Below are 25,253 nucleotides of genomic sequence, written 5' to 3' on the forward strand. Positions count from 1 at the left end.
CTCAAAAGGTAATGAAGAAAGGAGTGGAACGAATCGTTCCGGATCAAGACAGTGCATCGAATGCTATTTCAAATTGATTTCATAAAAAATGAAGATCGAAGTGAGTGGTTAGCATTTCTCTCCCAGGTCATTACGCTGATATTGAGAAACATGTGGTTGTAAAAGCAACTCGCTGATGCGGTGCTATGATAGTTATACCCCCGTAACATTAAAAGCTAAACATCAACCGGCGAAAAAACGATAGCCAGAAACCTGTTCTCCCTAGAGCAGCAACGGTTTACATCATGTAAAGAAATCGGTGCCTTTCCTCTTATTCAAGCAATTGAACCATCTCATCGACCGATAACGCAAGTGACGCCGGTTGTTCAAGTATGTCCGTCACGAGTGTCGCCTTCCGCTCCTGCAGCTCGATGATTTTTTCTTCGATTGTGCCTTTCGTGATTAATTTAATGACTTCGACCGTCTGTGTTTGTCCCATCCGGTGTGCCCGGTCAGCCGCTTGCTGTTCGACAGCCGGATTCCACCAACTATCATATAAGATGACGGTATCCGCCGTCGCCAAGTTCAGTCCGGTGCCGCCCGCCTTCAGTGAAATCAAAAACAGATCGACTTCGCCTGCATTAAAACGGTCGCAGCGTTCGAGACGCTCCGCAATCGGTGTATCCCCGCGCAGTTCGAAATGGGGAAGGTGTAACTCATGCAGGTCGTTCCGAATCAAATCGAGCATTTTTGTAAACTGTGAAAAAATTAAGATCCGTTTGCCTGCTGCCCGTTTTTCTTGAATCAAGGCGAGCAACCGGTCCCGTTTCGCCGACCGGCCACGGTAGTTTTCGACGAACAGACGGGGATCGCAACAGATTTGCCGGAGCCGGGTCAATCCGGCGAGTAACTTCATCCGTTCTTCCGGTTTTGACTGATCAAGATGCTGTAACGTCTCGAGCTGTAACTTTGCCAAGTGGGCGGCATAGAGTTTTTTCTGACCCGCCGTCAGTTCCGTGTACTGATGGACGACTTGTTTCGCCGGCAACTGTTGCAAAACATCTTTTTTCGTCCGGCGCAGCAAAAACGGTTCGACGAATTGTTGGACGTCCCGTGCTGACCAGTCAAGAAACCGTTGCCGGTCCGGCAAGAGTGCCGGAAAGACGACGTCAAAGATTGACCAAAGATCAAGCGTCTTGTTTTCGAGCGGCGTCCCCGTCAAGGCAAACCGCCGCGTCGCCCACAGTTGTTTTAAGCTGACCGTCGTCTGCGACCGTGGATTCTTCAGATGTTGTGCTTCATCAAAAAAGATACAATCGTAATGGATCGTTTGATGATTTTTGATGTCGAGCCGGAGCGACGGGTAGGAGATGATGAGAATGACGTCGTCCGGCAAGTCTTCGAGCTGTCGTAAGCGCGACGCACGACTCCCGCTGAGCACACGGACGGTGCGTGTCGGGGCAAAGCGGCGCAGCTCTGCTGCCCAGTTGTAGAGGAGTGACGCCGGGGCGACGATCAAGACACGTGCACTCGGGAGCGTTTCGATATAACCGATGGCTTGAATCGTTTTGCCGAGTCCCATCTCGTCCGCTAAGATGCCATGACAGTCGTGTGCCGCAAGACTCTTGAAGAAGCGGACGCCGTCTTGCTGATACGGCAAAAGTTGTGTCGCGAGCGGTTCCGGTAACGCCAGTCGTTCTGTTTTTCCGGCTTTCATCTCGAGCAATCGTTCCTTCAGTTGACTGTGGACCGTCAAGAAAGCAGCCGGGGTCAACAGGGCCAAGTTCGGCACGGCAGGAACGGTCAATTCCGCTTCAAGTAACGTCTGTTCCGTCGCTTCGACTTCCCGTAACAGCCGTTTGATTTGCGTGAAGGCACGGTCTTCAAGCGACAACAATTGTCCTGAACGTAAACGGTGGTACGTCTTTTGCGTCACGAGTGACGCAAGGACCGCCGACAGTTCTTGTTCTGAAATCCCGTCCATCGAAAACTTGAACGTCAACCAATCGAGTCGCTTCGTCACGTTGACTTCAATTTTCGGATGGAATGGACCGGGGAGCAATGCCGTTTTGATACTCGCCGTCGCGTATAACTCGAGTTGACCGAGGGCAACCATCGGGTCAAGTAAACCTTTTAAGACAACGTAGTGATTACTTTCTCCTTCTACTACATAACGGGCTTGATCCGCGCAGAGTCCTGTCGCTTCCAAATAACGCGTCACCGCCCGCTCCGTCGACAAGTCACGCCCAATCCAGCGTGTCGGAGTCAACGGGTTGACGGTTTTGCCGTCGTAATCAAACGTGACGACGACTTCCAGCCGGGTATTGATCCGGTCGAGAGCCAATTTGACGCGAGGGGACCCGCTGACGAGTCGGCCCCGGACAGCGGCGCTCATCCAGATGTCTGCCCGTTCCCGTAACCAGTCGCGGTCGTTCAGTAAACGGTCGAAGTAGGGCAGGGACAAGAGATAACTGCGCTGTGTCGTCAGGCTTTCGAGTGCACCCCCGCCGTCGCGGACGTCAAACCGGAGTTGCGCTCTATTTTCGCGCGTCAATGCCGCAAGATAGGTTGCAGCTGCGGCATCTTCAATTGTCGGTTGCGCTGAAAACGGTGTGATGGCCGGACGATTCGGTCCGGGCGTCCCGTAGGCTTGAATTTGTTGTAAGGCTAACAGCACCGCGACGATATGCCCGCAAAATGAGGCGTCCATCGCAAGTGACGGACAGTTGCATCCGGCGTCAACACCCGTTTCCCGGAGGTGGACGTGGACATGAAAACGTGTTTCACCGGCAACTTCCGCCTCGACGAATACATCACCCGGTGTGTAGTTGCGTAAGGTCACTTTTTTTGCCGTCACATACCGTTTTCCGCGGCGAAAGGCATAGGTATCTGACATTTGTTTGATTTTTCGTTCACTTAATCCAAAATTCATCTGTGGTCTCCTTTACTATAAAGTTACTATAAGGTGACATAACACTATTATCGTTCACCATCAAATAATTCAATCGCCCGTTTTTTCTCTTGATCGCCGATATGGGCATAGACTTGAGTCGTCGCGACGGACTCATGCCCAAGCAATTGCTGAATCGTCAAGACATCGACGCCACCTGTCGCGAGACGCGTCGCAAACGTATGCCGTAACTTGTGCGGTGTGATTTGTTTTCGTTCCAAAAACGGTAAGACCGGTCGTAACCGATCGGTATGCCGCTTTAATATATGTTGGACCGCCCGCGGGCTGAGCGGTTTCCCTTGTTTCTCGAACACAGCGTCCGTCCCACGCATCGACAACTGATAGTGCGCGGCGTACTTTCTGAGGGCGACGCGTGCCGGTTGCGCAAGTGGGATGACCCGCTCCTTGTTGCCTTTACCAATCACCCGAATCGTCCCTTCATGAAAATCGAGATCGTTCCACGTCAATTGTGTCATCTCACTGAGACGCATCCCGCTATAGCCGAGTAGCTGGAACAACGTCACGTCACGGACGCGGTCACGCTCATAATGGGCCGCCTCCCGCGGATTCATTTCAATGTTCGACGGCAGCAATTGAATCAGTTCATCCCATTCGCGTTTCGTTAAGTAGACCGGATCGCGTTTCGCTTGTTTCGGACGGTTGATTTTTGCGACCGGATTTTCCGACAGGACGCCGATGTCGATCAAATGGCGAAATAACGATTGTAACGCCGATAACTTCCGGTTGATGACGCTCGGCGCATTGCCTTTCGTCAAGGCTAAGTATTCTGCGTAAGCCGCAATTCCCGCGCCGTCAATCTCAAGGAACGCCTCTTGCGTGATATCAATCGCCCGGACATCCTGCCCTGACGCGGCGGCGACAAAGCTAAAAAACGAATCAAAATCATACACATAACGACGCATCGTTGCTTTTGAGAAATTTTTTGAAGCTAAGTGGTCGATATAATCGCGAATAAATTCCGGCATCCGGTGATAGCCTGGTAGATCAACGGTATGGGCCGGAATTTGGACGGTTTTAACGGTTTTTCCTAGATTTTTAAATAAACTCATCAGTCTATTCCCCCTCTGACCTTACTATACCAAACGTTGGTAGACGGTACACTAGTTTGCGTGAAATAGTTATTTCACGCAATGTTAAATTGTCAGACAGGGAGCCCTCAGTTGCATCGACTTTCCGACTCACGGGCGACTGGTCAACTCGATGCAAATCAACGAAAGGTGTAATTCCTTACATCAAACAGAACAATAATTGTATTATGTCACCTTGACAGAACGAATTCAGAAAAATATTCTTGAAAACCAATTTCGCTCTCAGTTGCATCGAACATGACTTCGACAGGTGGTTGGTCGTCTCATTTTCGTACAGAACGTTTTTCGTTTTTTCTCGAAATTGTCGCGAACTTTTAGAAACACGGCTTAACCGAAAGTGATTCGGGTATAGACAAGAAGATTGACTCAATTACGTATAGGGGGAGAAATGAATGATTTCTGATCAACAAGCACGCCAATTACTAAAAGAAGCGAAACGGATTGCCGTCGTCGGGATTTCAAGTGATTCCGGGAAAACTGCGAACTGGATCGCCGATTACCTTGTGCAGCACGGGTACGAGGTCGTTCCCGTCAATCCGACGCTTGACGAATGGAACGGATTAAAAGTTTATCCGACGGTCGATAGCATCCCGGGTCATATCGATATCGTCGACGTGTTCCGTCGCTCCGAGTTTTTAGCGGACGCTGCAAAAGAAGCGGTTGCCCATGGCGACGTCGGGATGATTTGGAACCAGCTCGGTCTGTCGAGCGTCGAAGCGGAAAGTTTAGCGCTCGGGGCAGGAATCCCGTATATCGAAAATCGATGCATCAAAATCGAACACCAATACTTATGATTTCGAATCAAATCAAGACACTTACTCAAGCGCGAGTGAGTGTCTTTTTTACGTTCCCTCTTGTCAGATAGCAAGAAGATGCCTACAATTAGATACAGACTACTAGAAAAACGAACGAATGTTTGGAAAATCGGCGTTTTTCTATATGAGGTGAAAACTATGGCGACAGATTTAAACAATTATAATGACGATGCCATCCAGGTGCTCGAAGGACTCGAAGCTGTCCGGAAGCGCCCAGGTATGTATATCGGATCGACTGACCACCGTGGTCTCCACCACTTGGTGTATGAGATTGTCGATAACGCAATCGATGAAGCCCTTGCCGGGTTCGGGGAACAGATCGATGTCACAATCCATAAAGATAACGCCATCACGGTCCGTGACCACGGGCGCGGGATGCCGACGGGAATGCACGCGTCGGGGAAACCGACGGCAGAAGTCATCTTCACCGTTCTCCACGCCGGCGGAAAATTCGGGCAAGGCGGTTATAAGACGTCTGGTGGATTGCATGGTGTCGGCGCCTCCGTCGTCAATGCCTTATCAACAGACTTGAAGGTGACGATTTATCGTGACGGAAAACAGTTCGAGCAAACGTTTGAAAATGGCGGAATGCCTAAAACGACGTTACTTGAGACGGGAGCGACGCGTCAAAAAGGAACGGCTGTCTATTTTAAGCCGGATGCGAAAATTTTCAGTACCTTGACATACAACTATGAAACGCTCGCTGAACGTCTTCGTGAATCCGCTTTCCTCTTAAAAGGTTTGAAAATCACCTTGACGGATGAACGGTCCGACAAAGCAGATGTCTTCCAATACGAAGAAGGGGTCAGCGAGTTCGTCGGTTATTTGAACGACGACAAGGATGTCCTGCATCCGACGGTCGCGTTTGAAGGCGTCGAAAACGAAATCGAAGTCGATATCGCGTTCCAATTTACGGACGCCTACTCGGAAAACGTCCTGTCGTTCGTCAATAACGTCCGGACTCGTGACGGTGGAACCCATGAAGTCGGTTCGAAAACGGCAATGACTCGCGTCATGAACGAATATGCCCGTAAAAATAGTTTATTAAAAGAAAAAGATAAAAATCTCGACGGCAATGATATTCGGGAAGGCTTGACGATGATCGTCTCGATTCGGATTCCGGAAGAGTTCCTCCAGTTCGAAGGACAAACGAAGTCAAAACTCGGTTCTCCTGAAGCACGGACGAGTTGTGACGCCGTCATCAGCCGTCGTCTGTCGACGTACCTCGAAGAAAACCCGCAAACGGCAACTTTACTCATTAAAAAAGCCATTCGTGCGGCACAAGCTCGCGAAGCAGCCCGCAAAGCCCGGGAAGAAGCACGCAACGGCAAGAAAAAGAAACGTTCCAGCATCTTAAACGGGAAATTGACACCGGCCGCTTCAAAAAATGCCGACAAAAATGAATTGTTCCTCGTCGAGGGAGATTCTGCCGGCGGTTCTGCAAAACAAGGACGGAACCGGACGTTCCAAGCGATTTTACCGTTACGCGGGAAAGTCCTGAATACGGAAAAAGCGAAACTCGCGGACATCATGAAGAATGAAGAAATCAACATGATCATCCATGCGATCGGAGCCGGGGTCGGGGCAGATTTTGACTTGTCCGACTGTAATTTCGACAAGGTCATCATCATGACCGATGCCGATACCGATGGCGCCCACATTCAAGTCCTCCTGCTGACGTTCTTCTTCCGGTACATGCGTCCGTTGATTGACGCCGGGAAAGTCTTCGTCGCTTTACCTCCGCTGTATCGCGTCTCGAAAGGCAAGGGAAAAACGGAGAAGTTCGAGTATGTCTGGGATGAAGACACACTGGCGAAAACAACGAAAAAGTATGGTAAAGGCTATATGATCCAACGCTACAAAGGACTTGGTGAGATGAATGCTCCTCAACTTTGGGAAACGACGATGGATCCTGAGACCCGGACATTGATTCGCGTCACGATCGACGACGCCGCCGTTGCTGAAAAACGTGTTTCCGTCTTGATGGGCGATAACGTCGGCCACCGCCGGTCATGGATTGAAGATAACGTCGCGTTCGGACTCGCGGAAGACATCTCAATCATTGAAAATGAACACGTGACGAAAGCGAGTGTGACAAAGCATGTCTAATCTACAAAACATCTTAAATTTATCGCTCGAACAGGTCGTCGGTGACCGGTTCGGACGTTATTCGAAATACATCATTCAAGACCGGGCTTTACCGGATGCGCGCGACGGGCTCAAACCCGTCCAGCGGCGTATTCTCTATGCGATGCATACGGAAGGGAACCTGTATGACCGTGCGTACCGGAAGTCTGCCAAGACGGTCGGGGTCGTCATCGGCAATTACCACCCGCACGGCGACTCGTCTGTCTATGAGGCGATGGTCCGCTTGAGTCAGGAGTGGAAGTTACGGTACCCGCTCGTCGACATGCAAGGGAATAATGGATCGATTGACGGCGATAGTGCTGCCGCAATGCGATATACGGAAGCACGTCTCTCGAAAGTCTCAAGCTTGATTCTAGACGGCATCAATAAACAGACGGTCGATTACACACTCAACTTTGATGATACGACGGAAGAACCACTCGTCTTACCTTCGTTGTTACCGAACTTGTTGATGAACGGCTCGACCGGAATTTCTGCTGGGTACGCGACAGAGATTCCACCGCACCACGCGGGCGAAGTCCTCGACGCGGCAATCGGTCGCATCTCAGGCACCGTCAACGACGTCAACGATCTGCTGACACACATGCAAGGACCTGATTTCCCGACTGGTGGCGTCGTGCAAGGGCTCGACGGGATCAAAAAAGCGTTCGAAACAGGACGCGGGAAAGTCATCATCCGGTCGCGGGCGACAATCGAGACACTCCGCGGGGGACGTCAGCAAATCGTCATCACGGAACTGCCGTACGAAGTCAACAAAGCAAATCTCGTCAAACGGATGGAAGAATTACGCCTCGACCGTAAGGTCGAAGGAGTGGCTGAAGTCCGCGATGAAACGGACCGGGATGGACTGCGTGTCGTCATCGAACTGAAAAAAGAGGCTGATGCAGAGGGGATTTTACATTTTTACCTCAAACAAACCGACCTCCAAGTCGCCTATAACTACAATATGGTCGCCATCCATGAGCGGACACCGCGTCAAATGGGTGTGCTCGCCTTACTGGATGCTTATTTAAGTCACGTTAAGGAAGTCGTCATCCGCCGGACAACGTTTGATCTCGATCAAGCGAAACGCCGCCAGGAAGTCGTCTCTGCCTTAATGACTGCGATTTCCGTACTCGATGAGACACTCCGTCTGATTCGGGCTGCGACGAACAAAGCGGAAGCAAAAGAGAACCTGATTGAACGCTTCGCCTTCTCGGACCGCCAAGCGGAAGCTGTCGTCATGCTCCAACTGTATCGCCTGACGAACACGGACATCGTCGAATTGCAGGAAGAGGCGGAAAAACTCGAGAAGGAAGTCACGCGTCTCGAGAAAATCTTGAACGATGAGAAGACGCGGAACCGCCTCATCATCAAAGAATTGAGCATCTTAAAGGAGCAAGTCGCGGATGAACGCCGTTCGACGGTCGAAGCAGAAGTCGAAGAACTGAAGCTGAAGACGGAAGTCATGATCGCTGTCGAAGAAACGATGGTCTTCATGTCGAAAAACGGCTACATCAAACGTTCGTCGCTCCGGTCATTCGGTGCCTCGAACGACCTTCCGGAGATGAAAGAACAAGATCGTCTGCTCTATCAAGGGCAAGCGATGACGACCGATCACGTCATCGTTTGGACGATACGCGGGAACTATTTGTTGATTCCCGTTCACCAACTTCCAGACACGAAGTGGAAAGATGGCGGACAACACGTCGCGAATCTCGTGCCACTTGAGCCGGGCGACCGTGTCCTCTCAATCGATCTCGTCCGGACGTTCGACGAAACAGCACACTGTCTGTTCGTCACTCGTCAAGGGATGGTCAAACGGTCGAAGTTGAGTGATTACAATGCCCAGCGGAAGTCGAAACCACTGCAAGGCGTCCGTCTGAAAGCGGATGACGAAGTCCTCTATGCTGCGGTCTCGACTGGCGAGAAACAATTGTTCCTCGCAACGCAAAACGGCTTTGGTCTTTGGTTCACGGAAGACGATGTACCGGTCGTCGGCGTTCGGGCAGCAGGTGTCAAAGCCATCAACCTGAAGGATGATGATGTCGTCGCAGGGGCGATTGCCTTTATGCAAGCACCGAATATCGTCTTACTGACACAGCGGGGCGCCTTGAAGAAGATGCGGCTCGCCGATCAGTTCCAAATCACGAATCGTGCCTTACGCGGTCAGCAATTGTTGCGTGATTTAAAATCAAAACCGCACCAGGTAGCGGCACTACTTGATGTAACGAATCAAAAAGAACTCGTTTTGATCGGAAAAGAACAGGAAAAATCGATTCAAATCGGTTCCTTGTCTTATCTCGATCGGTTATCGAATGGTTCGTTTGCGTATGATGAAGAAAAATTCGGTCCACTCGTTGACTGGTATACCGTTTGACGGTCAGACGTCCCTCACGATGAAGTGTGGGGGACGTCTTTTTTTCTGTCTTTTTGTAGGAAATGTCGTCTTTTTAATCATTTTTTTAGATTATTTCCACAAATTATCGGTGAATCTTTAGTTTACAAATTGAAAGAGTGACCAATAACCGCTACAATAAAAGAAAATGGTCAGGTCAAGCATGTCACATCAGACGCGAAGCGGTTCGAAGCGTAGCTTATATGTATTTCTCAAGCAGCTACGGATCCGTCCTTAGCTGCTTTTGTGCCATCTGCCTAACTGGAGAGGTGATGAAGATGAAATTCAGACGACGCGAAAAAGTAGCAATCTATATCACACGGGAACAACCAGAGGGATGGGAACTACTTGTTTTTCATCCACAATCAGCTCCAGATAGTGACTGGCAGATTCCTGCCGGGACGATTGAAGACGCAGAAATCGCCAAGGAAGCAGCCGTCCGCGAGACGTTGGAAGAAAGTGGTCTATCACTTGCGACCGTTCAATACGTTGGCGAAGAAGAGATGCGTTACCCAGAGCGGATGCGGGTCCATTACACATATTTCTATCATGCCCATATCGAATGCCAAGAAAACAGATGGACGCATTGTGTTGCGGGTGACGGTCAAGATTGCGGTGATTTTTTCCATTTCGCCTGGTTGCCGCTTGATCGCATCACACAGCTCGAACGCCGGCATCATATTTTTCTTGATCGGCTCATTCATCGGTTGGAACGTAATCAACCATATGATTGTCGCAAACACGGCTAATGTCGTGTTTTTTTGTTTTGTCTCACTATATTGAGTTTACCTTACTTATGAGACAAGATTATTTAACTATTGATAATATATGTTATGTTAACTTGTGAAGAAAAATATTTTTTTTGCATGTCCCCCATAAAAAATAGTCAGTTTGCCCCTTTGTTTTTTACTTCCACCCCTGTTACTCTAAATACAGTAACAAATCATTTGTTACCTTTATAACGGTAACATTTCGGTTGTAACCGGAATATCAGTAACAAAGGAGGAATTTGATGCAAGCCGTCGCCATTTCATTTGACGTCAAAAATTCACGCACTTTTCCGCACAAAGAAGAATTATTGCAGACACTCCGGACGTTGGCGGAGCAATTAAATGACCAGTTTAAAGACGCACTCGTCCCGTTTCAAATTAAGTCTGGAGACAGCTTACTCGGTGTTTTCCAAAGCTACCCAGTCTGTTATCCTGTTTTACTCGAACTCGTTAATGGTCCGCTCGACGGTTATGTCGGCGTCGGATTTGGTCAATATGAAACGCTTTCGACGACAGAAGCCGACGAAGCGAACGGTAGCGCCATCATTTTTGCATTCGAAGCGCAAGAGGCGGCCAAAAAATCAGACAATCAAATCGTTTTCGCCGGCCCCCCTTATTTCCCGGCTGCTTTACTAACAGGCTATGTCGATATGCTGTATCCCGCTTATTTTGGGAAAACAGATCGTCAAGTCGAGCTCCATACACTGATGGACCGATTCCCGGACGCAACGTATGAAGAAATCGGACTAAAAATGGGTTTTCAAGAAAAAGATGCCCGAATTAACGTCGCGAAACTTGTTGCCCGCTCGCAACGTAAACAACGGAAGCAACTCGAAACGGCTTTTATACAAGCGCTCGAGCAACTCCAAGTCTGGGAGGCGATTGGATGAATTTACTGTTGAGCCTTCTGATTGCCCATCTCATTGCCGATTTCCCGCTGCAAGGTAAACGGATCGCGGAGCACAAGCACCGGAAGCTTCGCCCCCTGCTCGTCCATCTCGGGATACATAGCCTCTGTACAGCGGCTGTCTTAAGTTATTTTTACCTGACCGGACAAATCGAGCTCATAAGTGCCCTGTATCTCTTCAGTGCGATTATCGGATCACACACCGTCATTGACCGCTCGCAACTCAAGCGGATCATCAAACCGGCACCGGCTTTTTGGATTGATCAACTGTTACATATCGGCATCATCATTGGTCTGATTGCGGTGATGTTCCCGATCAGTTGGCCAAGTGCTATCACCCTCTCCTTCCAAGTGCTTTGGATCATCATGTGGAGCCTGGTTGCGACGGAACTCGTCGGACGCGGCATCGCCCCCTTGCTGCTACCGTTCGCTCCCCGATTGATTGAATCCCATTTCGAGCGGAAAGTGACTCGTAAGGAACAATTGAACGGGATCAGCCGTTCCGTCACCCACGAGGTTGAGGATTCGGCCCGCAGTTACACGACAGAGATTAATGGCGTTGGTCGCTATATCGGTCTCGTCGAGCGGGCCATCATCGTTATTCTCGTCGCCGTCAATGCGGTTGGTGCAATCGGCTTCATCATCGCTCTCAAAGCATTGGCGCGGTTCAAGCAGTTTGAAGACCGCCGTTTTGCGGAATATTATATCATCGGCAGTTTACTTAGTATTTTGAGCGCACTCCTCTGTGGAATCGCCATTCGCTTCGTATTATAGAACGAGAAAGAAAGTGAGGTGAGACGGCTTCCTGGCTTTACCAGAAAGACCGTCGAACAAAAATGAAAACGATTGGATTAGTCAGACACCACCGGGTCACAGAAGGATATCCGACGAAAGGTTGGATTAGCGCTTCCGATATCGAAGCTTGGATTGAACGGTACGATAGCTCGGCGATCGATGTCAAACCGGTCGAACTCGGACAGACGGACTGGACGATCTGTTATGCGAGCAGTATGCCGCGGGCGATCCAGACAGCAGAGAGTGTCTATGAGGATGAGATCATCGTGACCGATCTCTTACGAGAAGTGCCGTTCCCGACGATCAATTCCCGGATTCGCCTCCCCTTCCTCGCCTGGGCGATCATCGGTCGGCTCGTCGCTCCGTTCAGCAAACGGATTCAGGCGCAGATTAAAGATGCCAACCAACGCATTGAAGTGTTGTTGAATCAATTGGCGTTCGAGAATAATGAACGCGTTCTCCTCGTCGGCCACGGCGGAATGATGTTATTGATGCGGACGGCACTGAAAAAACGTGGTTACACCGGCCCCCGCTTCCGTCACCCGCGCAACGGGATGCTCTATCAATTTGAAAAGAGTGAGGTTAGACGATGAAATGGGCTTCGACGATTCTGCTCGCCCTCGGTCTGATCATCATTTTCTATATGACGCGGGAGGACGAAGCGCTACGCACCGACCGCGCCGAAACGACGGTCTCGGTATACGGATTTGATGTCGGACAAGGTGACAGCACCTTCATCCGGACGAAGACGGACGCGATTTTGATTGATGGTGGCAACAATGGGAAAGGAGATGACGTTGTCCGCTACTTAAAAGCGCTTGGGGTGACACGCATAACAGCCGTCATCGCGACCCACCCTGACGCCGATCACATCGGCGGACTCGACACCGTCCTTGAAGCATTTGATGTCGACCAAGTCTACGCCCCGCGTGTCAATCACACGACCGATACCTATCGTGACTTTTTGCTTGCTGTCAAAAATGAAGGGGTGACAATCAAAACGGCGAAAGCCGGCGTCGTCATCCCGAGTGAATCAGCCGATTTTGAGATCATCGCTCCTTTGACGGACGGGACCCGTGATTTAAACAGTTGGAGTGCCGTCCTGAAGATGACGCACGAGGAGAATACGTTCCTCTTCATGGGGGACGCGCCGACTCGGACGGAGCAACAATTACTAACAGCCGGAATTGACGTCAAGGCAGATGTCTTAAAGATTGGTCATCACGGTGCCGATACATCGTCGTCGATTCCATTTCTGCAAGCCGTTCACCCTGAACGTGCCTTAATTTCAGCGGGAGAAGGAAATGCCTACAACCATCCCCGGCCGACAGTCATGAATGCCTTAGCAGCAGAGAGCATCACAATCGACCGGACGGACCGGATGGGGACGATTGAATACACATCGGATGGGACGGCGATTACCGTCACAAGTCGCAGAGACTTCCGTCCGAACTAAGGAGGCATGACGATGAAGATGACGGTCACAGCTTTCGAGGAAGCATTCGCCTTGTGTGAGACGGAAGCACGGGAAACGATTCAACTCCCGCGAGAACGACTGCCGGTCGCAGCAGAAGTCGGCGATCGGCTGGAATGGCAAGGGCGCTCGATCCGGATTTTACGTACCGAGACGGTGGCGCGTCGCCAGGAAATCGACCAGTTGATGGATGAACTGTTTGAGGATTGACGCAGGAAGCAGACACAGCGTGTCTGCTTTTTTTACGGATTAATGGAATTAATTAGAAGAAACATCGAGAATTACTGGCGGTTTTATCTGAATTTTCGTACACTTTAGTGAGAAGAAGAAAACAAGGGGGAATTATTTTATGTTTCAACAACTACGTACATCCTTAAAACAATCCGTCCTCGGGCAGGACCATGTCATCGATCATCTGTTGATCGGCATGCTCGCCGAAGGACATGTCTTACTGGAAGATCGACCGGGTACCGGCAAGACGACACTCGCTAAGGCATTGGCGCAGTCGCTCGATGCGAAGTTTTCCCGTGTCCAGTGTACAGCCGATACGCTACCGACCGATTTACTCGGAATGGAGTTGTTCAATCCGTTGACCGGCTCATTCGAACAACGATTCGGTCCTCTGTTCGCCAACATCGTACTCGTCGATGAAATCAACCGGACGACCCCGCGCACCCAGTCAGCGCTCCTTGAAGCGATGGCGGAAGCACAAGTCACAATCGGTGACACGTCCTATACGTTACCGCAACACTTTTTTGTCATCGCGACACAAAATCCGTTCGATGGACAAGGAACGTTCCCGTTGCCTCAAGCTCAGCTCGATCGTTTTCTGTTCAAACTTTCGTTCACACCACTCGACCGGACTGCTGAAAAAGCACTTTTGCGAGGCGCACATCTCGAGGCGATGGATCTTCATCTCCCACTCGAGCAATTGAACGCCTGGAAACAGGAAGTCGCAGCCGTAACCATCGAAGATACGGTCGAGGACTACCTCCTTGATGTATGTGACGCCCTACGAGCGCACCGTGACATCGAAATCGGTCCAAGTCCGCGGGCGACGCTCGCCTTGCTGAAAGCGGCAAAAGCACGCGCCTGGATGCATGAGCGGAATTACGTGACGCCGGAAGATATCAAGAGCTTGGCCACCCCCTTGCTCGCCCACCGTCTCGTCTTGACCCTTGAAGCGACGTTGAAGATGACGAATGAACGACTCGTCAAACAAACACTCGAATCTTTGACTGTACCGACTGAGGTGTAACCATGCAATTGATTACACCTAAAGCATTCCATCCCATCTTCTTATTTCTCGTCGGGGTAAGTGGTGTCTTTTGCGCCCTATATGGTTCACTCGTCCTCGCCAGTCTATTCGTCGCCTATGTCCTCTACGGCTGGTATATGCCGAAGTGCCTCGAATACTTAGCTAATCAGATCGACGTCCGACTGGTCGAAACGACACGTGCCTTTCGTGACGATGAACTCGCCATCCCGTTTGCTTTAGAAAACCGGGCAAGGTTTTCGCTCGGTAAAGTCACTGTATCCGGCTTGCTCGGGGACCAGGTCCGAATCGATGGTGCAGGCAGTCAATTTTGGCGGCATCACCTGTTCGTCGGTAAAAATCAAATCGTTCCGTTCGAAATTGACGTTATCGCCGCACATCGCGGAACGATTCGGATTCAGTCGTTCGATGTGATGATTTCAGATCCGTTCCATACGATGACGGTCTACTTGACATTACCGATTCAACAACTCGGGCATGTCTTCCCGGACTTCGCCCCTGCTTCCGTCGAATGGAACGAACGGCAAATCCCCGGTGAGACGGTTGATCGGTCGAGCCCGTTCACGGACCGGTCGAGCTTTCATTCCGTCGTCCCGTATGCGGGAGACGCCAAGACAATTTACTGGTCAGCATATGCGAAGACGAGCGAACTCTATTCCTATCAATACGACCGTGTCCGGAATCATGATTATGCCGTCATCATCGACGGTCTGTCCGGTGACGGATTGTCCTTGCGGAGTGACTTTGAAAAACTGCTGTCCCGTGGTGCGACAATCATCCGGGAACTTGAAAAACAAGGTGCCTCTTACAGTCTTTGGATTTCGATGGTCAATCGGGATGGTCAGTGGTACCATGTTCCGTCCGGAAAAGGAAAGGAACAGTTTTTACGGACGATGGAGTGTTTGGCGCGCCTGTCAGAGTACGACTTACCGCTTGAGCGCCGCTACTTCATGAAACGTCTCCAACGGGCCGTCCCGTCGACGACTGCCGCAATCCACCTCGGTCATCGGCAAAAGGAGGTGAGCGCATGATGTTGCTCTGGTGGTTACTCATCATCAGTCTCTTACAGACGATGGCACTCCCGTTGCTTGCCTTCGCGCTGCTTGCCGTCCTACCCGTTCGGAAAGTCCGGATTCTTCTGCAAGTGATCGCTGCGCTCGCCCTGTTTTATGTATCACCATTGATCAGCATCTTCTTATTGTTGGCGACTGCGATCGGTGCTTTCCTCGAGACGATCGAACTCGAGTACCGCTTTGCTTTGACGGGTGCTGTCTTCGTCGGGATTTGTTTCTTGTACCCCGGACTGACACCACCGCTCCTCGCCTATGTCTTGCTTGGTCTACTCGTCCTGACGCCGTTCTTAAAACGACATCTCGTCGAGTGGCGCCGGATTTTGACGAGCGTCACGCTCGCCTTCGGACTTAGCTTTTTGCTCGTCTTCCTTCTTCGCCTGATGAAGGAAGCATTGTTCGGATCCGTCGCAAATTTAATGCGCCCCGCCTTCGAGGCATTCGGTTCACTCTTTACGTGGACGATTCCGCTTTCGGAAAAGGTCGATGAAAAAACGCAGACTGGTGCAAGCCTCGGCAACATGGAAGCGGTCGAACCCATCAAACAAGGGGCAATGAACGCCGCGACGGTCCAGGTGTTTAATTATGCCGCCCTCGGACTGGCTCTCCTCGTCGTCGGACTGATGTTCTATTTTCTTCGTAAACGACGCGTCGTCACGGTGGAGCAGGACGAGATCGTCCGACCAACCGCCAAAAAGCGGACGAAGGCCGCGAAAAAGCACAGTCAGCATCCGTTGCTCCAACTCGCCTCGCAACTGGAGCAAGCCTTTCCACGCAAACGCGATGAGACGACATACGAATGGCTTGAGCGGATCGCCTTCCCGGAAGTCGAGCGCAATGCCCGCTTGATTGACGGAATCGAGTTTAGTCAAAGTGAACCCGCCTATGATTTGCAAGTTTTCCGTCGTCAGGTTCGGGAACGTATTGAACAATAAAAAAATCTCCATCTCTGTAACAGAGAATGGAGATTTTTCATTTAGTTGAATCAATTTTCGATGCTTTACGTGCGATGACGACGATAAAGACGATCGCACCGACAGGAAGCACTAACGGCATCCAGTCGAGGATATACTGTGTGTTCATGGTATCCCCCCTTATTGGCATGAGCTATAAGCGTAGCATATTCCAAATAACGGGATGATGCAAGTCTCGTTACAGCCGCGGTAAGACCGAATAAGCGATTGAATAATACAGTAAAATACTTGTTGCAAGCGAATAGACGACAAGAATTACCGGGATATGTTTGAGTTGACCACGACGTTTAAAGAGACGAATCGAAAAAATTGTAATGGCTAGTGCAAAGAGTGGACTAAAACCAAAAATGACGATATCCATCGTTTCTAATAATTCTTCCGCAAAAAGTAAGTTAAAAGCGAAAATAAACAATAAGTACCAGGAAATATAGGAAAGACAGACGAAGAATAGATACAATAGTCCATCCATCCAGCCCCGTGTACGGCGATTTTCCATCTGTTGCATGACGTTCCTCCTACATAAGTATCAGATACCCTTAATAGTAGACGGAAAAGATACGCGAAAATATTCAAATATGAATATACGACAAAAAACGACAAAAAGTGTCCTTTCACTTGCAAGGACACTTTTCGCAGCATTAGTTTACAACAGAACTTTCCTGATAGATTCGCGCCAACTGAAGGACCTTCTCTTTAAAGGTTTCACGACGGATGCTCGGTTCGATGATTTCAGCTTGGTTAGCAAATTGAATCAACCATATCATGAAGCCTTCCGAGAAGAGGGCACTGACTTTAACCTCGAACCATTCCTCGTCGATTCGTCGACAGCGGATATCCGTCCCGAATCGATCGACGACCGTCGGCATGACGCTTTCGTGAAATTTTAACGTCAGCTGCTCATCTTCCCCTCCGTACATGTTGAACATGTTACTCAAGTAGGAAGGATCCACCTCGACCGGAGTCTCTGCCGGTTCGAATACACTGCACTGGACGATCCGGTCGACACGATATGTCCGAATCTGCTGGACACGTTCATCACGACCGATTAAGTAATAGTTCCCGTTATCGACAATTAGGTGCGCTGGTGTGACGAGATAAAAATCACCATCTCGGCGGAGCTCGAACTTCCGCGTCCGTTCATTAAATTTCCCTTGGTACTGGAAGCTGATGATTTCTTGTTCCGTAATCGCCTTTTGAATCGTATCTATCGAGAACGGAATCATTCCTTTTGGTTTTTTGACCGTATGGATGACGGGGTTCAACGTCTTCGCCAACCGCTCGCTCGTCAATGATTGAATCGTTCGAACAAGCGCCTTCGTCTCACTTTCCGAAATGAATTTCGCACTTGCGATCGCGTCGACGAGTAAACGCAACTGGTGGTGCTCAAACCGCCGGCTGACGAGATGATATGGCGTCGCCAGTCCATTTTTCGTCTCTTCTTTGACGACATCAAACCCTGATTTCGCAAGGGCCTCGATATCGTCCTTCAGCGATTTTCGTGATAATTTTTCAATCAATCCTCGTTTTGATAAAGCGATACTCAAGTCTTCTAACGTCAAGGTCTCCTCTTCGTCCGAGTATTTTTCAAAAATATCCCGAACAGCCAGTAAGCGATCACGGTTTGATAATTTTTCAGTAGGCACGGTACATCCTCATTTCCTATCGTTACGGTATTTGATTATACTTCGAGTATACCGTAAATAAATAATAATATTAACAATAAATTGGTAAAATTTATATCGTTAGGAGAATTTGGATGCATTTGATTGCTGAATGGAAGGAACAACAATTTGATTACCGAGATAGCGGAACAGGTCCCATCATTCTGTTAATCCACGGTACACAGTCCGATTACCGGGAGATTTATCATGTCGAAAAATTAATTCACGCCGGGTACCGCGTGATTGTCCCGTCACGTCCCGGATACGGAAAAACCCCGCTGCGGTTAGCGGAGTCCCCTGTCGAGCTAGCTGCGTTTTATAAAGGTTGGATGCAGGCACGTGGTTTTACGCGCTATACCATCTACGGCATCTCAGCAGGCGGTCCGACAGCAATCGCCCTAGCGAGCCAAAACGATGCTGCTTGCTCACTCGTTTTAGCGTGTGCGATGTCTCATCAAATTTCACTTCCATACCAGAACGTATTGATTCAACCGCTCTTGCAACGTCCACTCCACTTCATTCAGTGGGTATTATGGACGTATGTCAAAGATAAGTTAAAAAAATTTCCTGAAGAGGCGTCCGTCCGGATGGTCGAAATGACGAGCCTGTTGCAACGTAGTGACATTCGGTCACTCTTGACGCATGAGGATGAACGCTTATTGTATGCCGTCGGACTACAGAACGGTCCCGGGCGCGGCGTCTTGTTCGACATCACTCAGCAGCTTGAGCGACAGACACTCGAAACGGTCAGCTGCCCAGTCCTAATCGTCCATTCACAAGCCGATCGCGCTGTCCCGTTCGAGCATGCCCGCTATACGCAGCGTCTGATCCCCCATGCCCAGTTCATCGAATCGAAAAGTCCGGGTCATTTGATTTGGATTGGTCCTTCAGCACGACGAGATGAACGAATGATTGAACGCTTCATCACATTAAATCACCTGTAAACGAACATGTAGCTTCATTTTTTCATTTTCCTCGACAATCGAGATGATTCCCCGGGCCGTCAATTCGTCGATCGCCTGCTCCGTCCGTTCTTCGTTCAAGCGGGCACAGCGGGCGATTTCTGCGATGCCCATTCGACAGGACAGTTGATTCGCTTTGATTTTAGACGAAGGTTTGGCAACGGACCGTTGCAACAAACGCCAAAAGACATGACGGGCGTCGTCCGATAATGCATAGGCGTTCTTTTCAATGACAGGGGGTACATACCGAATGTCTTCACGGATCCGACGAATTAAGTACAGGCTGAGCCATTCCTCGAGTTCAGCTTGAATCCGGAAAAATTCAAACCACCAAAGTTGATCAAGTGCGTGTTCCTCATCACGGCTGAGCATCCAGCTCGGTGGGATTTGATCAAACTCCTCTTCAAGCCAGTCCTCATAATCAAGTGCCGTCTCATAGAGGACTTGCGGCGAAATTTGAGCCAACGATTCCCGTGATTTATAGATATCAAAGCTCATCCGACGAAAATGTTCGACGGACGCTGCGACTTGACTGAGCTGAACGAACTTTTTCGTGATGAGACGAGCGAGACCGTCTAAATCATGGTGCATCGCATAAAGGTGTTTTTCTAAAGCAATCAAAATACTTCTTTCCATCAGACGTTTCCTCCTCTTTTCCTGGTGTGCTGATAGTCTTTTTCCGCAATTCCGGTTTTCAAAACCATTCTTAGAAGCAAATCAGTTTATTTCAACGTTTCCTTTGTCTTACAATGGACAAATAGCGATTAATAAAGGAGATGGAACGAAGATGTATACGATTTACGGCAGTTCTAGAAAAGGGAACAGTGAGTGGCTCGGTGTCCGCGCATTCGAAGGCATTCCTCATGTGTCGGTCGATTTAGCCAATATGATGATTCAACCTGTGGAAGACCGGCGGCATCATGGTGGGTTCTTACCGATTGGCGATGATTACCGGCGGATCGTGGAAGAAATGCTCGAGCATGACGACATCGTGTTCATCACGCCGATCTACTGGTATTCGATGTCCACGAAGATGAAGCTCTTCATCGACCGCTTCAGTGAATCGTTGCGTGATGAAGACTTACGTTTCCGTGAGCGGATGCAAGGCAAGCGATTCCACCTGATTGCTGTCGGCGGCGATGATCCAAAAGAAAAAGGACGCGCCCTTGTGACACAGTTCGACCATATCGCGACCTTTTTAGGAGCCCGTCTTGAAACGGCGATCCTCGCGGAAGGGAATGCACCGGGGGACGTCGAACGCGATACGGTCGCCCTTGCAGAGATTGATGCGTTCCGAGAAAAAATGTCAAAAGCGTACGTTTAAGGAAAGTTATGTAAGGGAATCTTTTGATTAGTTCCATTCTGTAGTCAGACTAATCGGAGGTGGCGATAGATGTTACAGTCGAAAAAACGCAATGAACGCAAGTGGAAACGACTTAAGACACGCAATCATATCGTTTTACTAGAACAGCTATTTCAAACGGATGAAGAAATACGGGTCGTGCGACCACGACTTGATTCTCACTCCACTCCCTTAAATCCGATCGAGCCTTCTCGTTAAGTCGTATAGGACAAAAAAAGACGCATTTGCAATCGCAAATGCGTCTTTTGACTGTTTAGTCGTTTTTGAGCTTCACATTTTGGTCGGCAGGCAAGGTTGTCGTCGTTTCCTCTTCTTCAAGCTTCGGTACACCCGCTCCATAATCTTTCGATTCATCTGCGACGTAAGATGCGGCATAGGCCGGGTTGATTAAGTCTGACTTCGATCCGACAATGACGATATGGCCATGGCGGACTTCATCTTCCAAACTTTCTGCAACATCTTTCGTCATGCCAAGTTCAGATAGTTGGGCGATACGATCTTTTCGATTACTACGGACGGTCGCCATCAATGTTTCAAAAAAAGATTTTTTCGTGACGCGGTAAGCAAGCGTCTGTGTATCGTTCGCAATCCGTTCTGCCAGTTCCTCGTCTTTTGCAAAAATATAAATTTGTTTATTTGAATACCCGCCTGACTTTAAACTCGTTATTTCTGCATCGACGCCAGTCATGTCACGGACAATACGTGTTTCAATCATGTTCGTTCATCTCCTTCATACTAAGCCTCAGTTGGCTGTCTCAATATAAAGTTATTCCCGAAACATAATGAATAAAACATGGATTTCAAAAACTGCTTATGAAACTTTCTTTAGTGACGTGCCGCGTCGTTGTTTACGAAGTACCGTCAGGATGATGATGAGGCCTACCAGCACTTGCGGCACCACGGTTTCAATCGTCGGATAAAATCCGATCCAGGCGACGGGCGGCAACGCAAGTGGATGGACAGGCAATACACCTGTCAGTTGGAGCGCGTGCAGACTTACACCGAGTATCTTAAAGGCCATCACATAGATTAAGATGGTCGCGCCTAAGAATAGACGGCGAATCGGCAAACGGACACCGAAATAGATGACTGCAATTGACACGAGTCCGATGAAGAGAATGGCTGCCAAAATGCCTCCACCTAAGGCGAGTGGCGTCATCGCCGGTGCCATCCCGACATAAAAGAGTAACGTCTCCGCACCTTCCCGGAAAATCGTCAAGAAACTGACGATGAAGAGTGAAGTCCGCGATAGGTCAGACACGAGTTGCGTTTGACGGGAAGTAATGGCCGTTTTCGAATGTAACCAATTTCCGACCAGTAACATCACGAGAACGGCGAACAAGCCGGTCCATCCTTCAATTTGCTCTCGTCCGACACTTGCGAGCGCAGTCGAGAAGAAAAATTGAATGATTAGCGCAAGCAGACCACTCGCTAAAAGCCCGAGGACGGCTCCGAACCAGATGTGCCGTTCCCCCCGTAAGTTCGCTTTACGTGTCAAGGCGACGAGCGCACTGATAATCAGCAACGCTTCAAGTCCTTCCCGGACCATGACGAGCATCGCGTCGACGAACGTATAGCTCGTCTGGTCGGTCAGTTGTCCGAGCGATGCGCTTAATTCCTGTAACGAAGTGATTGTCGCGTTCCGCGTCTCGTCATTTAAGCGGGCGAGCAATAAGGGGACGTCCGTCTCGACTTGCGTATATAAAGCACTGTCTCGTGTCCGGACCGCCCCTTCTCCGCTCGGCCACTGGGCGATGAACGTCGTCAAAGTCGACCGCGCCCCGTCGAGGTCTTTTGCAACGAGCGCATCCGACGCCTGATCGAGTAAACGGATCAAATCAGTCAATTCGACTGATGCCGTCTTGACGATGTCCCCTTCGACGAATGAGTCGATGCTTGTATCAAACTGGTCGAGGGCCTCGTTCCATTCCGTCTGGTCGAATGTCTGGCGTGCTTGTGCGATGCGAATCGCAGATAACGCCATCTCGACTTTTCCGTAGTGACCGATGCTTTCTCCCCGGACGACGCTCTCACGGGCCGTCCATTCCTTTAACAAGGTCTGTTCGAGTGTCTTTCGCTCACTCGCATCCGCTTGCCGCATTTGCTTGGTCACTTCATGTAAATCAAGCAGACGGGTCCGGGCCGTCGCATCCTGCGCGGGACGCATTGTTTCTTCGAGCGTCCGGACGGCCGTCGACAGTGCCGTCAAGTCCGCACTGATTGTCGCGAACGACGCATCCTGATGTTGTTTTAGCGTCGATAAACGCTTTAAGATGACGGATTTTTCATCTGAGTCAGCCAGTTCCTTTGATTGTTTAGCTAACATCGCGATTCGTTTTGAAAGTGCATCGCGATCTTCCGCCTTTACGGCTGAGATGGCTTGACCAATCGACACGTAAAGGGCATCGGTTTTCGCCTCTGCACCCGCATGGGGGATGAGCGTGCTACATATAAGGAACACGAGTAAGGCAGCTTTAAGCAAAGAGCGCATCACCGATGTAACCTCCTTTTTGAATGCCGCCGAAACATGCGAACAGCGCGCTTCCACGATGAGTAATGTATTCATTCATCCGGTCAGAAGTTGCGAGCCGTTCTTGAATCGTGATGAACTGCTCCGGCGATCGCTGATACGAGAGGAACAACAGACCGGCGTCTAATGCGCCTGTCGTCTCATCAACGCCATCCTGGTAGGAGTAGGAGCGTCGGAGCAGTTGCACCTTTCCTTCACCATGCGCGACTGCTGTATGCGAGTCTGCCGGTAGTTCTGCTTCCCCCCGTGCGATCCGTTTCGTCGGTGTAACGGACGCGAACTCATCTTTTGAACCGAGTGGTGCCCCGGACGCCCGTTCACGCCCGAATGTCCGCTCCTGCTCCTTCAAAATCGTCCGGTCCCAGACTTCAAGGTGCATCTGAATCCGGCGAACGACGAGAAACGTCCCGTTCGTCAGCCAAGGTGAACCATCACGCCATTGATAAAACAGCGTATTCTCCCGCGTCGCCGCTTTCGTCACGTCAGGATTGCCTGTCCCATCTTTGAATCCGAACAAGTTCCGCGGTGTCCCGCCCGTCGCATCTGCCACTTTCGACCGCTGGAAACCGGCTTGCGTCCAGCGAATCTTGACGATCCCCCGTCCGATTCGGGTCAAGTTGCGTAACGCGTGGAAGACGACTTGCTGGTCGTCCGCACAAATTTGGACGATCAAGTCACCGCCGGACCATTTCTCATCGAGCTGGTCCAAATCAAATGTCGGTAAATCTCGTAAGAGTGCCGGGCGTTTATGGCCGATGCCGAAACGATCCCCTTCAAATAAACTAATTCCGCAACCGAACGTGAACGTCAAGTGACTTGCAGATAACCCCTCTGCTTCACCGGTGTCGTCCGGTGGGACGTAGGCACTATCTGTTTCGCCGAGCGATAGTCCTGCTGATAAGCGCGCGCAAGCCCGCGTCCAGCGCTTCAATAAATCAATCAGCTCGTCGCGGCGATCCGTCTTGACGTCAAAAGCGACGAGTTGGACATGATTTTGGGCCGGCGTCATGATGCCCGCTTGATAGGTGCCGTAAAACGGGACTTGATCGGACGCCTTAGCCGTCAAGGCGCGCGGTAAGAAGCGTTCGACACCACTTGCATAAAAAGCTGCACCGAGACCGGTCAGGCCGGCGACTTTTAAAACATCGCGTCGCGTCATGCCAGCCTCTAATGTTGGTCGTGTCATGATTATCCCTCCAGTACGATGCCCATCTTCGACAGCGGTTCTGCCAGTTCGTTAATGGCTTGACTCAACTGTTTAACGTCGGTTTTTGATAAGTCCGTATAGAGGACGTACCCCTTTTCCGTTTTCTTCGCTTCTAATAAGGCATTGACATCCTCAAAGCGCGCTGCGATCTCTTTTGACAACGCTTCGTCTTGTTTCATCAGGCTCGGGTTCAATAACTGATAAATTTTTTCCGCCCCTTGGACGTTCGCTGCAAAATCATAAAGGTCGGTATGTGAATAGCGGTCTTCTTCGCCTGTCACTTTCGAAGTCGAAACTTCATTCAATAAATCCGTCGCCCCCGTCACGAGAAGCTCCGGCGTCACGTCGACTGTTTCGACTTTTGCACGCAAGAGGTGGACGTCCTGCATCAATTGCTCTGCGTATTGCTCATACCCTTTTGTTGTTCCCTTTTCGAACAAGCCTTGTTCGATCCGGTGATAACCGCCCCACTCGGATTCCTTGACGTCACCTGCACGGGCATCGATTTTCGGATCGAGGTCACCGAAAACTTCCGCGATCGGTTCCGCCCGTTCATAGTGCATCCGCGCCGGTGCATAGAGCGCTTTCGCCTTTTCAAGGTCCCCTTCCTTGACGGCCGTCGTAAAGGCTTCTGTTTTATTCGTGAAGGCATCGAGTTCATTGATTGCATAATCGCGGTAATCGGCGACGACCTGATCGAATTGGCCGTCCGCTGTTTTCGGTGTCGCTTTTGTCGTTGTTTCTTGTTCCCCGCAAGCAGCTAACAAGGTCGCGAGTGACAAGATGCTCGCCGTAAGGATTTTCTTATGTGACATGATTCATTTCCCCCAAATCGTTAAGTAAGTTCAGTTGTTAGTATAGACGATAATGATAATCGTTATCAATA

At 50.0% G+C, this 25,253-nt stretch carries 23 protein-coding genes; 14 read left to right on the forward strand and 9 right to left on the reverse strand.

The window, feature by feature from the left end; translation table 11 throughout:
• Positions 1–310: 310 nt before the first annotated feature.
• Positions 311–2,911: a DEAD/DEAH box helicase gene (locus AC0VYQ_RS08300; RefSeq protein WP_475403380.1), complete on the reverse strand. Its 2,601-nt coding sequence runs from the start codon at positions 2,909–2,911 to the stop codon at positions 311–313.
• A gap of 47 nt (positions 2,912–2,958) precedes the next feature.
• On the reverse strand, positions 2,959–3,999 hold the full coding sequence (locus AC0VYQ_RS08305; protein WP_475403381.1) for a tyrosine-type recombinase/integrase: 1,041 nt from the start codon (positions 3,997–3,999) through the stop codon (positions 2,959–2,961).
• A gap of 431 nt (positions 4,000–4,430) precedes the next feature.
• On the opposite strand from AC0VYQ_RS08305, the gene AC0VYQ_RS08310 reads away from it, so the two are divergent.
• The 12 genes from AC0VYQ_RS08310 (at position 4,431) to AC0VYQ_RS08365 (ending at position 16,605) form a co-directional block, all read left to right on the forward strand.
• On the forward strand, positions 4,431–4,832 hold the full coding sequence (locus tag AC0VYQ_RS08310) for a CoA-binding protein (protein ID WP_088837166.1): 402 nt from the start codon (positions 4,431–4,433) through the stop codon (positions 4,830–4,832).
• A gap of 159 nt (positions 4,833–4,991) precedes the next feature.
• On the forward strand, positions 4,992–6,962 hold the full coding sequence (gene parE, locus AC0VYQ_RS08315; RefSeq protein ID WP_088837167.1) for a DNA topoisomerase IV subunit B: 1,971 nt from the start codon (positions 4,992–4,994) through the stop codon (positions 6,960–6,962).
• Positions 6,955–9,360 (forward strand): DNA topoisomerase IV subunit A, encoded by a 2,406-nt coding sequence (gene parC / locus AC0VYQ_RS08320; protein WP_475403382.1) that lies wholly within the window; start codon positions 6,955–6,957, stop codon positions 9,358–9,360. The genes parE and parC overlap by 8 nt, the downstream gene beginning before the upstream one ends.
• A gap of 296 nt (positions 9,361–9,656) precedes the next feature.
• The gene (locus tag AC0VYQ_RS08325; protein ID WP_235195152.1) at positions 9,657–10,127 is read left to right on the forward strand and encodes an NUDIX domain-containing protein; all 471 of its coding nucleotides are present in this window, start codon (positions 9,657–9,659) and stop codon (positions 10,125–10,127) included.
• A gap of 263 nt (positions 10,128–10,390) precedes the next feature.
• Positions 10,391–11,038 carry a hypothetical protein gene (locus AC0VYQ_RS08330; RefSeq protein WP_214891817.1) on the forward strand — a complete coding sequence of 216 codons (648 nt, stop codon included), beginning with the start codon at positions 10,391–10,393 and terminating at the stop codon, positions 11,036–11,038.
• Positions 11,035–11,829 (forward strand): DUF3307 domain-containing protein, encoded by a 795-nt coding sequence (locus AC0VYQ_RS08335; RefSeq protein WP_475403383.1) that lies wholly within the window; start codon positions 11,035–11,037, stop codon positions 11,827–11,829. The genes AC0VYQ_RS08330 and AC0VYQ_RS08335 overlap by 4 nt, the downstream gene beginning before the upstream one ends.
• A gap of 62 nt (positions 11,830–11,891) precedes the next feature.
• The gene (locus AC0VYQ_RS08340; protein WP_029330219.1) at positions 11,892–12,443 is read left to right on the forward strand and encodes a histidine phosphatase family protein; all 552 of its coding nucleotides are present in this window, start codon (positions 11,892–11,894) and stop codon (positions 12,441–12,443) included.
• A complete protein-coding gene (locus AC0VYQ_RS08345; protein WP_475403384.1) occupies positions 12,440–13,306 on the forward strand; it encodes a ComEC/Rec2 family competence protein in 867 nt (288 codons plus the stop codon). Before AC0VYQ_RS08340 ends, AC0VYQ_RS08345 begins: the two co-directional genes overlap by 4 nt.
• Before the next feature lie 12 nt (positions 13,307–13,318).
• Positions 13,319–13,534 (forward strand): DUF3006 domain-containing protein, encoded by a 216-nt coding sequence (locus AC0VYQ_RS08350; protein ID WP_157898482.1) that lies wholly within the window; start codon positions 13,319–13,321, stop codon positions 13,532–13,534.
• 139 nt (positions 13,535–13,673) lie between these two features.
• Positions 13,674–14,582, forward strand: coding sequence for an AAA family ATPase (locus AC0VYQ_RS08355; RefSeq protein ID WP_029330224.1), 909 nt, complete (start codon positions 13,674–13,676; stop codon positions 14,580–14,582).
• Positions 14,583–14,584: 2 nt separating this feature from the next.
• On the forward strand, positions 14,585–15,631 hold the full coding sequence (locus tag AC0VYQ_RS08360; protein WP_159172487.1) for a DUF58 domain-containing protein: 1,047 nt from the start codon (positions 14,585–14,587) through the stop codon (positions 15,629–15,631).
• Positions 15,628–16,605 carry a hypothetical protein gene (locus AC0VYQ_RS08365; protein WP_475403385.1) on the forward strand — a complete coding sequence of 326 codons (978 nt, stop codon included), beginning with the start codon at positions 15,628–15,630 and terminating at the stop codon, positions 16,603–16,605. The genes AC0VYQ_RS08360 and AC0VYQ_RS08365 overlap by 4 nt, the downstream gene beginning before the upstream one ends.
• 217 nt (positions 16,606–16,822) lie before the next feature.
• On the opposite strand, the gene AC0VYQ_RS08370 is transcribed toward AC0VYQ_RS08365, so the two are convergent.
• Positions 16,823–17,149: a hypothetical protein gene (locus tag AC0VYQ_RS08370; protein WP_029330229.1), complete on the reverse strand. Its 327-nt coding sequence runs from the start codon at positions 17,147–17,149 to the stop codon at positions 16,823–16,825.
• Between the two features lie 133 nt (positions 17,150–17,282).
• Positions 17,283–18,287 carry a helix-turn-helix transcriptional regulator gene (locus AC0VYQ_RS08375; protein ID WP_475403386.1) on the reverse strand — a complete coding sequence of 335 codons (1,005 nt, stop codon included), beginning with the start codon at positions 18,285–18,287 and terminating at the stop codon, positions 17,283–17,285.
• 113 nt (positions 18,288–18,400) lie between these two features.
• On the opposite strand from AC0VYQ_RS08375, the gene AC0VYQ_RS08380 reads away from it, so the two are divergent.
• On the forward strand, positions 18,401–19,249 hold the full coding sequence (locus tag AC0VYQ_RS08380; RefSeq protein WP_214891827.1) for an alpha/beta fold hydrolase: 849 nt from the start codon (positions 18,401–18,403) through the stop codon (positions 19,247–19,249).
• On the opposite strand, the gene AC0VYQ_RS08385 is transcribed toward AC0VYQ_RS08380, so the two are convergent.
• Entirely contained in the window at positions 19,235–19,903 is a 669-nt protein-coding gene (locus AC0VYQ_RS08385; RefSeq protein ID WP_159172483.1) for a hypothetical protein, read from the reverse strand. The genes AC0VYQ_RS08380 and AC0VYQ_RS08385 overlap by 15 nt on opposite strands.
• 151 nt (positions 19,904–20,054) lie before the next feature.
• Between AC0VYQ_RS08385 and AC0VYQ_RS08390 the strand changes: the two genes are divergently transcribed.
• Positions 20,055–20,591 (forward strand): flavodoxin family protein, encoded by a 537-nt coding sequence (locus AC0VYQ_RS08390; protein ID WP_475403387.1) that lies wholly within the window; start codon positions 20,055–20,057, stop codon positions 20,589–20,591.
• A 292-nt stretch (positions 20,592–20,883) separates the two neighbouring features.
• On the opposite strand, the gene AC0VYQ_RS08395 is transcribed toward AC0VYQ_RS08390, so the two are convergent.
• The 4 genes from AC0VYQ_RS08395 to efeO all read right to left on the reverse strand — a co-directional run bounded on the left by AC0VYQ_RS08395 (position 20,884) and on the right by efeO (position 25,182).
• Positions 20,884–21,345 carry a YflT domain-containing protein gene (locus AC0VYQ_RS08395; protein WP_088837180.1) on the reverse strand — a complete coding sequence of 154 codons (462 nt, stop codon included), beginning with the start codon at positions 21,343–21,345 and terminating at the stop codon, positions 20,884–20,886.
• A gap of 96 nt (positions 21,346–21,441) precedes the next feature.
• The gene (locus tag AC0VYQ_RS08400) at positions 21,442–23,121 is read right to left on the reverse strand and encodes an FTR1 family iron permease (protein WP_475404749.1); all 1,680 of its coding nucleotides are present in this window, start codon (positions 23,119–23,121) and stop codon (positions 21,442–21,444) included.
• Positions 23,105–24,346: an iron uptake transporter deferrochelatase/peroxidase subunit gene (gene efeB, locus AC0VYQ_RS08405; protein WP_475403388.1), complete on the reverse strand. Its 1,242-nt coding sequence runs from the start codon at positions 24,344–24,346 to the stop codon at positions 23,105–23,107. The genes AC0VYQ_RS08400 and efeB overlap by 17 nt, the downstream gene beginning before the upstream one ends.
• 2 nt (positions 24,347–24,348) lie before the next feature.
• Positions 24,349–25,182, reverse strand: a complete 834-nt coding sequence (efeO, locus tag AC0VYQ_RS08410) for an iron uptake system protein EfeO (protein ID WP_475403389.1) — start codon at positions 25,180–25,182, stop codon at positions 24,349–24,351.
• Positions 25,183–25,253 lie beyond the last annotated feature (71 nt).

Source organism: Exiguobacterium sp. QJM3NY_9 (genome assembly GCF_056173545.1).

Bases quoted from the DNA above. Each gene is read 5' to 3' on its own strand.
- AC0VYQ_RS08300 (WP_475403380.1), bottom strand. From the start codon at position 2,911: ATGAATTTTGGATTAAGTGAACGAAAAATCAAACAAATGTCAGATACC.
- AC0VYQ_RS08305 (WP_475403381.1), bottom strand. From the start codon at position 3,999: ATGAGTTTATTTAAAAATCTAGGAAAAACCGTTAAAACCGTCCAAATT.
- AC0VYQ_RS08310 (WP_088837166.1), top strand. From the start codon at position 4,431: ATGATTTCTGATCAACAAGCACGCCAATTACTAAAAGAAGCGAAACGG.
- parE (WP_088837167.1), top strand. From the start codon at position 4,992: ATGGCGACAGATTTAAACAATTATAATGACGATGCCATCCAGGTGCTC.
- parC (WP_475403382.1), top strand. From the start codon at position 6,955: ATGTCTAATCTACAAAACATCTTAAATTTATCGCTCGAACAGGTCGTC.
- AC0VYQ_RS08325 (WP_235195152.1), top strand. From the start codon at position 9,657: ATGAAATTCAGACGACGCGAAAAAGTAGCAATCTATATCACACGGGAA.
- AC0VYQ_RS08330 (WP_214891817.1), top strand. From the start codon at position 10,391: ATGCAAGCCGTCGCCATTTCATTTGACGTCAAAAATTCACGCACTTTT.
- AC0VYQ_RS08335 (WP_475403383.1), top strand. From the start codon at position 11,035: ATGAATTTACTGTTGAGCCTTCTGATTGCCCATCTCATTGCCGATTTC.
- AC0VYQ_RS08340 (WP_029330219.1), top strand. From the start codon at position 11,892: ATGAAAACGATTGGATTAGTCAGACACCACCGGGTCACAGAAGGATAT.
- AC0VYQ_RS08345 (WP_475403384.1), top strand. From the start codon at position 12,440: ATGAAATGGGCTTCGACGATTCTGCTCGCCCTCGGTCTGATCATCATT.
- AC0VYQ_RS08350 (WP_157898482.1), top strand. From the start codon at position 13,319: ATGAAGATGACGGTCACAGCTTTCGAGGAAGCATTCGCCTTGTGTGAG.
- AC0VYQ_RS08355 (WP_029330224.1), top strand. From the start codon at position 13,674: ATGTTTCAACAACTACGTACATCCTTAAAACAATCCGTCCTCGGGCAG.
- AC0VYQ_RS08360 (WP_159172487.1), top strand. From the start codon at position 14,585: ATGCAATTGATTACACCTAAAGCATTCCATCCCATCTTCTTATTTCTC.
- AC0VYQ_RS08365 (WP_475403385.1), top strand. From the start codon at position 15,628: ATGATGTTGCTCTGGTGGTTACTCATCATCAGTCTCTTACAGACGATG.
- AC0VYQ_RS08370 (WP_029330229.1), bottom strand. From the start codon at position 17,149: ATGCAACAGATGGAAAATCGCCGTACACGGGGCTGGATGGATGGACTA.
- AC0VYQ_RS08380 (WP_214891827.1), top strand. From the start codon at position 18,401: ATGCATTTGATTGCTGAATGGAAGGAACAACAATTTGATTACCGAGAT.
- AC0VYQ_RS08385 (WP_159172483.1), bottom strand. From the start codon at position 19,903: ATGGAAAGAAGTATTTTGATTGCTTTAGAAAAACACCTTTATGCGATG.
- AC0VYQ_RS08390 (WP_475403387.1), top strand. From the start codon at position 20,055: ATGTATACGATTTACGGCAGTTCTAGAAAAGGGAACAGTGAGTGGCTC.
- AC0VYQ_RS08395 (WP_088837180.1), bottom strand. From the start codon at position 21,345: ATGATTGAAACACGTATTGTCCGTGACATGACTGGCGTCGATGCAGAA.
- AC0VYQ_RS08400 (WP_475404749.1), bottom strand. From the start codon at position 23,121: ATGCGCTCTTTGCTTAAAGCTGCCTTACTCGTGTTCCTTATATGTAGC.
- efeB (WP_475403388.1), bottom strand. From the start codon at position 24,346: ATGACACGACCAACATTAGAGGCTGGCATGACGCGACGCGATGTTTTA.
- efeO (WP_475403389.1), bottom strand. From the start codon at position 25,182: ATGTCACATAAGAAAATCCTTACGGCGAGCATCTTGTCACTCGCGACC.